The sequence below is a fragment of the Nocardia vulneris genome, from assembly GCF_001613425.1.
Classification (GTDB): Bacteria; Actinomycetota; Actinomycetes; order Mycobacteriales; family Mycobacteriaceae; genus Nocardia; species Nocardia vulneris.
Genome location: NZ_BDCI01000022.1, coordinates 130,121 through 142,278, shown reverse-complemented (window position 1 = coordinate 142,278; position 12,158 = coordinate 130,121). Strand labels below are relative to the sequence as shown.

The window sequence follows — 12,158 nt, the reverse complement described above, 5'->3', positions numbered from 1 at the left end:
TGCGGGCCGTCGTGGGTTAATGATCGAATGGTCATTCGGTGGATCATGACGGCGCTGGCCGCGGTGGTGGCCGGGTTGCTGATGTTGTTCGCGTACGTGATCATCGCCGTGCGGATTCCCGCGCCCTTCGTGGCGCTGACGCACGTGGTGAGCGACTACGGCCTGTACCTGATCCCACTGGGCGTTGCCGGGTTCGTGCTGTCGCTGATCGCCTTCGCGCCGCGCAGCCGTGTCGGGGTGCGCCGCGCGGCGGCGGTGACCGGCCTGGTCTGCCTGCTCGGCGTAGTGGCCTCGGGATTTCCGCTGGCGGCGTCGTGGGGGACCGCGGTGCGCCATGACGCGAAACTGTCCTTCGGCGAGTACTTCACCGGGGGCGCGAACGTCGGCGCACCCGTGGACGAACTGAGCACCGTCTTCCACACCATCGAGGGCCAGGATCTGAAACTCGACGTGAAGTTGCCCGCCGGGACACCGGTGCAACCACGGCCGGCCGTGGTCTGGGTGCACGGTGGTGGCTGGGCGCACGGCGATCGCGGCGAAGCGCCGAAATGGCACCGGTGGCTCAACGACAAGGGCTACGCCGTCTTCGCCATCGACTACCGGCTGGCCCCGCCGGCCACCTGGAATCAGGCGCCCGCGGACGTGAAGTGCGCCGTGGGCTGGATCAAACAGCAGGCGCAGACCTACGGCATCGACCCGCAGCGCGTCATGATCGCGGGCGGCTCGGCAGGCGGCAACCTGGCATTGATGGGCGCCTACGCCGACGACCGAGTGCCGCCCAGCTGCGCGGTCACCGATACCGCGGTCGCGGCGGTCGCGGTCTTCTATCCGATTCCGGATCTGGTGGAGGCGTGGCGGGACAGCGGACTGCCCGCGCGGATGCACACCTTCCTCACGGACTACACCGGCGGCAGCCCGGAGCAATTCCCGGATCGGTACAAGGCCGCCTCGCCGGTCACCTACGTGCGGCCCAATGTGCCGCCGACCTTGATCATGCACGGCACCAGGGATCACGTTGCGCCGTACCGGGGCTCGGCCGAACTGGCCGAGCGGTTGCGCCGGGTCGGCGTCGAAAATCGTTTGATCGCAGTGCCTTATGGCGAGCACATCTTCGATTTCAGCTGGGGAGATTGGGGTTCGCAGATTTCCCGGCACACCTTCGCCGCATTCCTGGCCGAGCATTTCCCGGCACCCTGAGCGCACGCGTCCGGAAATAGCCGACGCGGGTGTGGAATTGGTGTCGGCGAGTTGAACATCGGGGTGTGTGTCCACATGTCGGGAAGTGCTCCCGGTCACCATTGTGCGTCGCAGTGACGGACGTTACTGTAACCCCTCGTTGAGGGGAACGAAGTAGTTCCCCACTGTGGGAGGGTTCGCAAAGGATGATCAGACGCCGACGTCGGATGAGGTTCCTGGCCGCCATCGTCACCGCAGGCACGGTGATCGCGGGGGTGGCCGTCTCGCTCACCTCCGGGTCGGCGGCCGCGGACAGTGCTTCGCTCGACGCGCAATTCATCGCGACTCATCAAGGCCCGCAACAATATCCGAACGTCTATATCGACTGGGACGTGCCGATCACCATGAGTGACGGCACCGTGCTGAAAGGCAATGTGTACCGGCCCGCGGACGCGTCGGGGCAACCGGTGGCCGAACCGATGCCGACCATTGTCAATCTCACGCCGTACACGAAACTCATTGCGAATATCGCGGATTCGGCGCTGGCGGTGCCCGGTCTCGGTGAACCGCTGCTGCGCATTCTGCAGGGTTTCGACCTTTCGGCCTACGGCATGAGCGGTCTCAGCGATCTCATGCGGGCGTTGCCCGGCGGTGCCGCGCGAACGTTCGGCGTGGACCGCAAGCTCGTGCAGAGCGGCTACACCCAGGTGGTCGTCGACGTGCGCGGGACCGGCTTCTCCCAGGGTATGTGGCAGGTCTTCGGCGATCGGGAACAGCAGGACGGCGCGGAGGTCGTGGACTGGGCCGCCGCCCAGCCGTGGTCCAACGGCAAGATCGGTATGAGCGGCATCTCGTACTCCGCGATCAACCAATTGCACACGGCCGAACGGCAACCGGCGGCCCTGCGCGCGATCTTCCCGATCGTGCCCGGTAGTGACCTCATCCGCGATGTCGCCGCGCCCGGTGGGGCACTCGGCATCGGGTTCATCCCCGAGTGGCTGCTCGCGGTCGACGGCACCAAGCTGATTCCCGACCTGGTCTCCATCATCGGCGGCAAGTTCGACTGGACCTGGCTGGCCGATCGGGTCCGCGATCCGTTCACCTTCTTCAACCTCATCATCGAAGCGCTGGCGACACCGAGCATCGACCAGATCAAGCCGGAGATGCGGGCCATCCTCGACGAGGACAGTGCGCTGCGCACCGCCTGGATCGGGCACCCGGAGCGGATCACCGTGCCGACCTTCGTCTACGGCGGCTGGCACGACATCTTCACCTACTCCTCGCCGCGCATCTTCAATGCGGTGAATGTGCCGGACGACCAGAAGAAGCTCGTCATGGGGGACACCTACCACGTGACCACCGGTGCGGGCCTGGGACTTCCGGGTGCGCCGCCGGCGTTGGACGTGCTGCAGCGGGCCTGGTTCGACAAGTGGCTCAAGGGCATCGACAACGGCATCGACGGATACGACCAGGTGCACCTGTGGCAGCAGGGCGGCGGCTGGACCACCGCACCATCGTTCCCGCGTCCCGGAATGGATTACCGCCGGATGTATCTGGACGCGGCGTCCTCGGGCACCGCGCCCGGCAGCGCCTACGACGGCAGTCTCACCGCCGCACCGGGCGGCCCCGCGCGCGTGACCATCGCGCCGGGCCTGTCCACCCTGTGCTCCCGCGACGCGGCGCACGGTACGGCGGGCATCATCGCCGCCTTCGACATCTGCACGAAGGACGCGCGGGTCAGCGAGACGAACGCGCTGACGTTCACGACCGCGCCGGTGCGCCAGGCGACGCAGATCTCCGGCCCGATCGCCGTGCATCTCAACACGGTGCTCGACGCCACCGACGGCTACTGGACCGTGACGGTGAACGACGTTGCGCCCGACGGTCGTTCGACGGTGTGGAGCACCGGTCAGCGCACCGCGTCGTTGCGTGCGGTGGACGACGCGAAATCCACCCGCTCGCCCAACGGCGACTACACCGACCCGTATCCGATCCTCACCCTGGACAGCCGCCGCCCGATCGTGCCCGGGCAACCGACCGTGGTCGACCTCGGCGTCTTCGCCACCGACGGCGTGCTGCAACCGGGTCACCGGCTGCGCGTCGACGTGTTCGCGGGCAACTTCCCGAGCAGTATTCCGTTGCGTCCGTTGCTCAACGAGAGCGAGCTGAAGCCGCAGCACCTGCAGCTCGACCCGAACGAGCCCAGCTGGGTGAACATTCCGGTCGCGGGCGACACCGGTTGGTGAGCGTGCTCAGCCGGATCCCAGCAGCGCCAGGGCCGCTCGGTTCAGTACCGGCGCCAGCGCGGGGAGGGCCTGCGGGCCGGATTCGATGAGGGTGGCGCGCACCCGATCGTCGATGCCGCCGGTCAGTACGTCGACCAGCTGCGGGTCGGGCGCGGCCGCGAGATCGCCGTCACGCACGCCGATCCGCGCCGCGGCGAGCATGCGATACGCGAACATCCGCTGCACGCCGGCCCGGTGCGCGGTGAGTCCCGGGCCGGCGGCCAGGGTTTCGACATGCAACGCGCGGGCCGCCGCGGGCTCGGCCGCGAGGAAGTCGAGGTAGGCGGCGAGGGTGCTGCGCACCAGGTCGCGGAAGCCACGGGCGCCGGACTCGGCGACCACCCGGTCGAGTTCACGCGCCACCACCTCGACGACGAAATCGAATGCGGCGGTGAAGCATTCCTCTTTGCTGTCGAACAGGCCGTAGAACGTGCGCCGGGCCACCTTGGCGCGGCGCACGATATCGGCGATCGTGGTCGGCCCGTAGCCCTGTTCCGCGATCGCCTCCAACGCGGCGATGCACAACCGATCCCGCTGCGAGGTGACCACCTCGTCGCGGCTCAGCCGGTGCGGGCCGCGCGGTAGCCGATCGGGAACAGCGCTGGTCAGGACAGTCATAGTGGGTTCAATTCTGCCACGGTGGCCGGACGCGCAGCTATCTTCCGGCGGTGTGCGCACTGACCAGGGAACGGCCGCCGGGGTGGCGGCCGCGCCAGATCCAGAACACCGCGCACGCGACGAACGCCCAGCCCGCGAGCACCAGGAACGGGAAAAGGTGCTGGTGCGCAGGGAAATACACCGCGGTGTGCTGGGCGTTCACCGAGGCGCCGGGCGGCAGCCAGCGGCCGATATGGCCGAGCAGCGACGGCAGCAGTGGCCAGGAGACCGCGCCGCCGGAGGACGGATTGCCGAGCAGCACCATCAGACCCCAGGTCGGCAGGATCGCCCAGCGGCCGACCAGGGTGTTGAACATGGTGAACACCATCCCGGAGGTGAACATCGTCAACGAGAGAATGCCGCACGACGCCAGGAACGGCAGCCGCAGCGCGCCGAGCACCCAGTCCACGATCGCCGCGATGGCGAAGCCACCGACGAGGGAGTAGGCGGCGGTGAAGCCGATCCGTTCGGCGGGGGTGAGCGCGGCGGCGTGCACGCTGAACTGCGTCGCGCCGATGAACCCGATGATCACCGCGGCGAGCGAGATGTAGAAGATGGCCAACCCGCGCGGATCGCCCCGCTGCAGCGGCACGATATCGGTCACGTCGACCCGAATCCGCGCCGCGGCGCCCGCGGTCGCGGCGGCCTCGCTCAGCAGCTGCGCCACCGACTGCCCCGAAGCGCCCGAGACCTCGAGCGCGAGGCCGCCGGGTCGCGGCGTGAGGACGCCGAAGACCTGCTGCTCCTCGACGTCCGAGCGGGCCGCCGCGACGGTGGCGTAGCCGTGCGGGTCCAGCGAATCGTCCACGGCGCGCTGCAGCTCGGCGAGGAATTCGTGCATCGGTGCGTCCTGCTGGGAACCGACCACGGCGATCGGGATGTAGCGGGGCGTGGGATTGGCCAGCGCGTAGGTGTAGGACCCGGCGAAGAGCCCGGCCGCGGCCCCGACCAGCAGCACCAGCACGATCGCGGGCAGGAAGGGCGAGGCGCGCACCATCGCCCACCACTCGCTCGCCGTTCGCCGCCGCTCGTGCTGGCCGTGCTGGTTAGCCATTCCTGCACAGTAGGTCGCGCCGACGGCGCCGCCGCTGACCTCGGGAGTGTCGGCAAGTCATTCCGATATTGCATAAGCAGCTTAAATAAATCAGTGATACATTTCCGACTATGGGTGCCCTGGTGGAACTGGCCGACAACCTCGCCCGCGTGATGGGCGAGTTCACCCGCCGGTCCATCCGGCTGCCCACCGCGGAGAAACACACGTTCACCACGCTCTCGGTGCTGCACACGCTGGCGCACAAGGGGCCGCTGCGGCTGACCGCGTTGAAGGAGACCGAGCAGATCACCCAGCCCGCCATCACCCAGCTCGTACAGCGGCTGGAACGCGACGGGCTGGTCCGGCGGACACCGGACCCGGCCGACGGCCGGGCGACCCTCGTGGCGGTCACCGCCGACGGCGCGCGGATCGTGCAGACCCGGCATCAGGAACGTGTCCGCCGCCTCGCCGAACTGGCCGAGGAGCTGTCCGCGGAAGAACGCCGCGCCATCGCCGCCGCGCTGCCCGCACTCGAACGGCTGGCCGTGCTCATGGACGCATAGTGATCGCCGCTGTGCCTGTCCCGGAAGGAATCTCATGACCGACCCGTTCCCGCTGACCCCCACGCCGATCCACGTCGCCGACGACGTACTGGCCGATCTCGAAACCCGGCTGCGGCTCACCCGCTGGCCCGACGACGGGAACAACGACGACTGGAGCTACGGCGTCAACCGCCGCTACCTGCAGGGACTCGTCGAGTACTGGATCGACGAATTCGACTGGCGCAAAGCCGAAGCCGCGATCAACGCCTACCAGCACTATCGGGTCGAGATCGACGGCGTGCCGATCCATTTCCTGCGCAAGCCCGGCGTCGGTCCCGCGCCGACGCCGCTGATCCTCACCCACGGCTGGCCGTGGACCTTCTGGCACTGGGCCAAAGTGATCGATCCGCTGGCCGATCCCGTGGCGTTCGGTGGCGATCCGGCCGACGCGTTCGACGTCATCGTGCCGTCGCTGCCCGGTTTCGGCTTCTCCACGCCGCTGCCGAAACATCCCGACATGAACTTCTGGAAGGTGGCCGACCTCTGGCACACCCTGATGACCGAGACGCTCGGCCACCGGAAGTACGCGGCCGCCGGGTGTGATGTCGGCGCGCTCGTCACCGGTCAGCTCGGCCACAAATATGCCGCCGAACTGCACGGCATCCATATCGGCTCCGGGCAGAAGCTCACCCTGTTCAGCGGCGACCGGGCCTGGGATCTCAGTGGCGGGCAACCGATTCCGGAAGGACTGCCCGAGCCCGCCTACCGGCAGTTGCTCTCGCTGGAGCGTCGTTTCGCGGTGCACCTCGCGGCCCATCTGCTGCAACCGAGCACACTCGCCTACGGTCTCACCGATTCGCCCGCCGGCCTGCTCGCCTGGATCCTGCAACGCTGGGTCACCTGGAGCGCCAACGACGGCGACGTGGAACAGGTCTTCAGTAAGGACGACCTGCTCACCCACGCCATGATCTTCTGGGTGAACAATGCCATCGGCACCTCGATCCGCTACTACGCCAACGCGAATCGCTACCCGTGGGAACCTGACCACGACCGCGTCCCGGTCGTCGAGGCTCCCACCGGCATCACCTTCGTCGGGCATGAAAACCCGCCCGGTGTCACCACCGCCGAGCAGCGGGTGCAGAGCTGGCTCGCCAGCGATCGGGCCGAGTGGTACAACCACGTCAACCTGACGGCGCACGACGAGGGCGGGCACTTCATCCCGTGGGAGGTGCCGGACGCGTGGGTCGCGGACCTGCGCCGCACCTTCCGCGGCCGGCGCTGAGGCCGAAGCCGTTGCGCTGGAACGCTGTTCAGCCGGGGAGTCGTTCGGCCGGATAGTCGTCGAGCGAGCGGTCCCGGTCGCCGACGATCACCGGATGGGCGACCAGGTCGAACATGGCGGCGTCGGAATGGTGATCGCCGAAGGCGGCGCAGGCCGACAGGTCGAGCTGCGCGCGCGCCGCATAGGCGTGCAACGCGGCCGATTTGTCGTCGCCGACCATGGTGGCGGTGACTTCTCCGGTGTAGCAACCGTTCTCGACGGCCAGGGTGGTGCACAGGATCTCGTCGGCGCTGATCGCCGCCGCGATCGGGCGCAGCGCAGCGTCGAACGAGCCGGATACCAGGACAATGCGGGTACCGGTCGTGGCCAGCAGTTGAAGACGTTGCCGCACTGCGGGATTGAAGAATTCTGAGGTCGTGAGCCGTGCAGTGAACCACTCTCGGCCGATGTCGTGGACCTCCGCGACCGAGCGCCCCGCCCAGAGCCGGTAGAACCAGCGATGGGATTCGGCGCGCCCCATGCCCTGCTCGCGCAGTGCAAAGAACTCGCGGAGCGTGGCCGGGCCGTCGATATCGGCGCGGCGTTCGGCGTCGAAGGTGAACAGGGAGAGGAAGGTGATCTCGCGGACCAGGGTTTCATCCACGTCGACGAAGGCGGCGGGTACCCGGGCCGCCGAGATGTCCTGTGGTGCCGTGGTTTCCGATGGTCGACCGGTCATGACGCGGACCGTACCCCATCCCCGGTCGCCGGCGCGGGCTCGGCCGGCCTGCCGGCCACGCCGAACAGACGCAGCAGTGGGGCGGTCATCGCGGTCGTCACCAGCGCCATCACCACGAGGATCGAATACAGCTGCACGCCGATGAGCCCGGTGCTCAACCCGATGGTGAGGATGATCAATTCGGTGAGCCCCCTGGTGTTCATCAGGCTGGCCAGCCCGGCGGCCGAACGCCGGTCTATCCCGGTGAACCGGGCGGCGGCGTAGGTGCCACCGAGTTTCCCGGCCAGTGCGGCGAGCAGGATGACCAGCAGTTCGGCGATACCCGCCTTGTCGAGCGAGCCCAGATCCACCTGGAGTCCCGCGATGACGAAGAAGGCGGGCAGGAAGACCGAACTCAACAGTTGGGCACCGGATTCCACGACCGGCCGGTGCGTGCGCGGGAAGATCACCCCGAAGAGGAAGGCGCCGAAGATCAGGTGCAGGCCGATCCATTCGGTGGCCGCGCCGAAAAGCAGTGCGCCGGAGACGGCCAGGAACACCATCATGTTGTTGCGGTTCGCCGCACTGGAATTCGAGACCCGGGTGAGCAGCGGTCGCACGATCCACCAGATCGCGGCGACCAGCGGGATGAACAGCAGCAGCCGCCACTGCTGCCCGGCGCCCGGTTTGGCCATGCCGATCACGAACGCCAGCACCGTCCACGCCAGGATGTCGTCGATCGCGGCACTGGCGAGGCTGAGCTGCCCGATGCGGGTGCCCATCATGCCCCGGTCGAACAGGATGCGGGCCAGCACGGGGAACGCGGTGACCGCGAGCGAGCAGCCGACGAACAGGGCGAACACGAGCCGGCTGCCGTCGTGGTGCCGGGGCAGCACGGTCAGCGCGACAGCGCATCCCAGCAGGAACGGCACGAAGTAGGCCGACAGCGAGACGCTCGCCACCACGCGCCGGTTGCCGTCGAACGACCCGCGATCGATCTCCAACCCGGCCAGGAACATGAAGATCATGACGCCGACGTTCGCGAAAGCGGCTATGTAGGAACGGATATCGTGTGGAAACACGATCCCGGACAGGTGTGCTCCCAGAATGGTCGGCCCGGCGATGATCCCCGCCGTGATCTCACCGATCACTGCAGGCTGCCCCAGCCGCTCGGCCAACCGCCCGAGCACCCGCGCCGCCACCGCGATGAGCACCAGATCCACCAGCAAGAACACCATTTGATCACTCGGCATGCCCGCTCCGTCCGCTCCGGGCGTCCACGCCGCCCCCGTTCCTCCGCCACGGCCCACCCGACAACCGCCGCCCCGCCCCCACCCTAAACGCCGGACTCCCCATTCCCCGTCCACTCGCAGGCAACGTCTGCAGCGCGACCAGCCAGTCGGCTAAAGCTCCTAGGCTGGTGCTCATTCGACCGGCGTCATGGAACGGGATCAAGCGATGGCGGCCACTTCACCGTCGTCGAACTGAATCGACTGGCGCAGCCGTCCGCCGAGTGCCGCGGCGTAGCGGGCCAGTAGTTCGTAGCCCGCGATCTGTCCGCGTTCGATCTGGGAGATCCGTCCTTTGGTGACGCCCATCCGTGCCGCGATCTGTTGCTGTGTCAGCCCGCGGGAACGGCGGATCTCGGCCAGTCGGTGCCCGATCATTTCCGCGAGCAGTTCCTCTTTGCCGATGGCGACGGTGTCTTCGCCGCCGGCCCGATCGACGAACTCGGTCCGGATGTCTTGCCAGCGTGAGTATCCGGTCATCGCGGGTTCTCCATCGATCGGCAATTCCACTGGCAGAACACCGCTATGAGACCTACCTGAAAGAGCGCCGAGAGGAAATAGATGTCCCAACCAGAGTCTGTCACCTCGACGAGTATAGGAATCACTATACTCGCCGGTGTAGTTTTCGGCAGGTCGAGAACGGGCGAAGGCGCCTATTCGAGGTCGGCGGCGGATTTGGCGGCGGTGAGGACTTCTTCGACCATGGTGGGGGTGAGGCGGCCGGTGAAGGTGTTCTGCTGGCTTACGTGGTAGCAGCCGAAGAGGTGGAGCGGGGAGCGGGCTGGGGTGGCGGGGGTGAGGAGGTAGTGGGCGCCGTGGCCGAATGTGGGGCGGGGGCGGGGGATGGTCCAGCCGGCTTCGGCGAGGACGGGGAGCAGGGCTTGCCAGCCGAAGCCGCCGAGCACGACAACGGCGCGGACGGTCGGTGCGAGCAAGGCGAATTCGGTGGCGAGCCAGTGCCGGCAGCGATCCCGCTCGTCCGGGGTCGGCTTGTTGTCCGGCGGCGCACAGTGCACGGGCGCGGTGACGCGGACACCGGACAGGCGCAAGCCGTCGTCGCGATGGATCGCCGTCGGCTGATTGGCCAGGCCCACCGCGTGCAACGCCGCGAACAGCACGTCACCGCTGCGGTCACCGGTGAACATCCGCCCGGTCCGATTGCCGCCGTGCGCGGCGGGCGCGAGACCGACCAGCAGCAGCCGGGCGTCGTCCGGGCCGAAGCCGGGAACCGGGCGGCCCCAATAGGTTTCGTTTCGGAACGCGGCCCGCTTGGTCTGCGCCACCTGCTCGCGCCAAGCCACCAGCCGTGGGCAGGCGAAACAGTCGGCGACCGCGGCGTCCAACTCGGCGATGCTGCGATAGGCGTCGGTCACCCGATCACCCGGACCATGGCACCACCAGGCGTGGGCAGCCCGTTGTCGGCCGGCTCGACGTCCTGCACTCCCGACGTGACATACCGTCCACCGTAGTCGCCGACGAATTCCGGGGCGTCGTCGTCGCCGAGCGCCGACGAGGTCTCCGGCATCAGGGCGAGGCCCGCGACCTGGCGGCACGCCGGAAGTCCGGGGTCGATTCCCGGCGGTGAACCAAGGCCTCGATTCCGGCTTTGTCCGGTCATCTGTCCAGTTCAGCGGGTTGGTGAGGACGGATAACGACCCGGACATGTGATCGTTACCACGCGGTCTGTGTTGATAGCATGGCCTTTCTGACCGACCGGATGCGGGCTTCGCCCCCGGATTCACCTCGAAAGAGTCTTTCCATGCAGTTTGAAATCGTCGAGCGGGACGAAACGTGGGTTGCCGGGTTGCCGGTGCGCAGCCCCAAGCGTGCGCTCGGAGAACTGCGGGATCACGATCTCGAGGCCGCTTGGGCGGCCGTGCTGCATCAGGAGCTCGGTGGGCCGCTGGCCAGCGCGTACACCGACTACACCGGCGAGCTCGGCACCTACAACACCCAGATCGTCGGCTACCAGTGCGCCTCGTTCGGCGAGGTCACCCGGGGCCATCTGGTGGCCCGGCTGCCGCGCGGCACCTATGCGCGGTTCTCCTCGGTCGGTAACTTCCCGCAGGTGATGACCGACCTCTGGACCCAGATCGCGTACGCCGAGGAACACAACCAGATCAAACGGACCTACACCGGCGATTTCGAGTGTTACCCGCACGCGTACAAGATCGAGCTGTACCTGGCGGTCGACGCGCGATGATCGAGGCGATTATGTGTTCAGGCGAGGCGCGGTCATGACCTACGCGATCGCGGTGCGTGGTGAGGCGATCTACGGCGGCCTGGTGGTGCCGCGGGTGCGCCCGAGTTTCAAGGTCAGCAACAGTGACCTGATCGAGTTCTTGAAGGATCGGCTGCGCGACCGCAAGGGCGCCGACCGGCCGATGTACACGGTGTACGTGCCGGATCCGGCGGGCAACTACAACGCGGTGGTGTGCTTCGACTATCGCGACCCCGAGGCGGTGCCGATCGGCGACGTGCTGGTCCGGGTGCCGAAAGGCGTCTACGCCCGCTTCGCGCCGAACGGGGATTACCACGATCCGGTCGAGGACGTGTGGGCCCAGGTCGACGATGCGACGGCCTCGGCCGAGATCACCCGCGCCTATCGGGAAGAGATCGAGATCTGGCAGGGCCACGATTCGGTGGAGCTGTTCATCTCGATCCTGGTTTAACTTGCTGAAAGTTAGCTGTGCTAGAACCGACCGGTCGACACGCTATGCTGTTCGACGGTGAGACGGGTTCTGACCAGGGCTGATTTACGGGCTCGCGCCCAGTTTTCGGAAGATTAACCAGACATCTGGTCAATTCTGGTCGGATGACGGATACTGCCCTAGGCAAACTCGTCCGAGAAGCAGAATTACGGGTGAAGATGTCGACCCCGGTTCGACGACCGCGTGCGGATGCGGAGCAACGGAGTAGGAACGGTATGGCTGTCGAGGCGAGCGCCGCGCACGCGCGGGCCCGGGTTGCTGGCGGTCTCAGCGGGGGGATTGCAGGCCATTTCCCGTGGGGTCTCGATTCGGAAGATCATCGCCGGGCCGATCCGGTCTGGTGGGATAATCGAGCTGGTCGGGCAGTTGCCGATGGATTGCAAGGTGCGCCGATACGAGTCGGGCAGCGTGGTCGCGGAGCGTGGGATACCGACCCCGGAACGGTGGGGTGAGCCGATGGGTGCACACAGCAGCCGAAAAGCGCGA

The 12,158-nt window shown here is 67.4% G+C and carries 13 protein-coding genes; 6 read left to right on the top strand and 7 right to left on the bottom strand.

Features of this window, described 5'->3' with window-relative positions:
• Positions 1-27 precede the first annotated feature (27 nt).
• Together NVU01S_RS23865 and NVU01S_RS23860 are read left to right on the top strand one after the other, a co-directional pair.
• Positions 28-1,197 (top strand): alpha/beta hydrolase, encoded by a 1,170-nt coding sequence (locus NVU01S_RS23865; protein ID WP_043671856.1) that lies wholly within the window; start codon positions 28-30, stop codon positions 1,195-1,197.
• Between the two features lie 206 nt (positions 1,198-1,403).
• Complete coding sequence (locus NVU01S_RS23860) at positions 1,404-3,422, top strand: CocE/NonD family hydrolase (RefSeq protein ID WP_052280687.1); 2,019 nt, start codon at positions 1,404-1,406, stop codon at positions 3,420-3,422.
• Between the two features lie 6 nt (positions 3,423-3,428).
• On the opposite strand, the gene NVU01S_RS23855 is transcribed toward NVU01S_RS23860, so the two are convergent.
• Positions 3,429-4,079 (bottom strand): TetR/AcrR family transcriptional regulator, encoded by a 651-nt coding sequence (locus NVU01S_RS23855; protein ID WP_043671851.1) that lies wholly within the window; start codon positions 4,077-4,079, stop codon positions 3,429-3,431.
• Between the two features lie 37 nt (positions 4,080-4,116).
• Positions 4,117-5,172 carry an ABC-2 transporter permease gene (locus tag NVU01S_RS23850; RefSeq protein ID WP_043671848.1) on the bottom strand — a complete coding sequence of 352 codons (1,056 nt, stop codon included), beginning with the start codon at positions 5,170-5,172 and terminating at the stop codon, positions 4,117-4,119.
• A gap of 110 nt (positions 5,173-5,282) precedes the next feature.
• Between NVU01S_RS23850 and NVU01S_RS23845 the strand changes: the two genes are divergently transcribed.
• Positions 5,283-5,714: a MarR family winged helix-turn-helix transcriptional regulator gene (locus tag NVU01S_RS23845; RefSeq protein ID WP_043671845.1), complete on the top strand. Its 432-nt coding sequence runs from the start codon at positions 5,283-5,285 to the stop codon at positions 5,712-5,714.
• Between the two features lie 34 nt (positions 5,715-5,748).
• Positions 5,749-6,975 (top strand): epoxide hydrolase family protein, encoded by a 1,227-nt coding sequence (locus tag NVU01S_RS23840; protein ID WP_043671842.1) that lies wholly within the window; start codon positions 5,749-5,751, stop codon positions 6,973-6,975.
• Between the two features lie 28 nt (positions 6,976-7,003).
• On the opposite strand, the gene NVU01S_RS23835 is transcribed toward NVU01S_RS23840, so the two are convergent.
• The 5 genes from NVU01S_RS23835 to NVU01S_RS43540 form a co-directional block, all read right to left on the bottom strand.
• Positions 7,004-7,693 (bottom strand): HAD family hydrolase, encoded by a 690-nt coding sequence (locus NVU01S_RS23835; RefSeq protein ID WP_052280686.1) that lies wholly within the window; start codon positions 7,691-7,693, stop codon positions 7,004-7,006.
• Positions 7,690-8,925, bottom strand: coding sequence for a cation:proton antiporter (locus NVU01S_RS23830; RefSeq protein WP_043671839.1), 1,236 nt, complete (start codon positions 8,923-8,925; stop codon positions 7,690-7,692). Before NVU01S_RS23830 ends, NVU01S_RS23835 begins: the two co-directional genes overlap by 4 nt.
• 198 nt (positions 8,926-9,123) lie before the next feature.
• Entirely contained in the window at positions 9,124-9,441 is a 318-nt protein-coding gene (locus NVU01S_RS23825) for a helix-turn-helix domain-containing protein (RefSeq protein WP_043671836.1), read from the bottom strand.
• A 173-nt stretch (positions 9,442-9,614) separates the two neighbouring features.
• The gene (locus tag NVU01S_RS23820; RefSeq protein ID WP_043671833.1) at positions 9,615-10,334 is read right to left on the bottom strand and encodes a uracil-DNA glycosylase; all 720 of its coding nucleotides are present in this window, start codon (positions 10,332-10,334) and stop codon (positions 9,615-9,617) included.
• Positions 10,331-10,579 (bottom strand): hypothetical protein, encoded by a 249-nt coding sequence (locus tag NVU01S_RS43540; protein WP_156161607.1) that lies wholly within the window; start codon positions 10,577-10,579, stop codon positions 10,331-10,333. The genes NVU01S_RS23820 and NVU01S_RS43540 overlap by 4 nt, the downstream gene beginning before the upstream one ends.
• A gap of 141 nt (positions 10,580-10,720) precedes the next feature.
• Here NVU01S_RS43540 and NVU01S_RS23815 point away from each other — a divergent pair, with 141 nt between their 5' ends.
• A complete protein-coding gene (locus tag NVU01S_RS23815; RefSeq protein ID WP_029900460.1) occupies positions 10,721-11,164 on the top strand; it encodes a GyrI-like domain-containing protein in 444 nt (147 codons plus the stop codon).
• Between the two features lie 34 nt (positions 11,165-11,198).
• On the top strand, positions 11,199-11,633 hold the full coding sequence (locus NVU01S_RS23810; RefSeq protein ID WP_043671830.1) for an effector binding domain-containing protein: 435 nt from the start codon (positions 11,199-11,201) through the stop codon (positions 11,631-11,633).
• Positions 11,634-12,158: the final 525 nt, after the last annotated feature.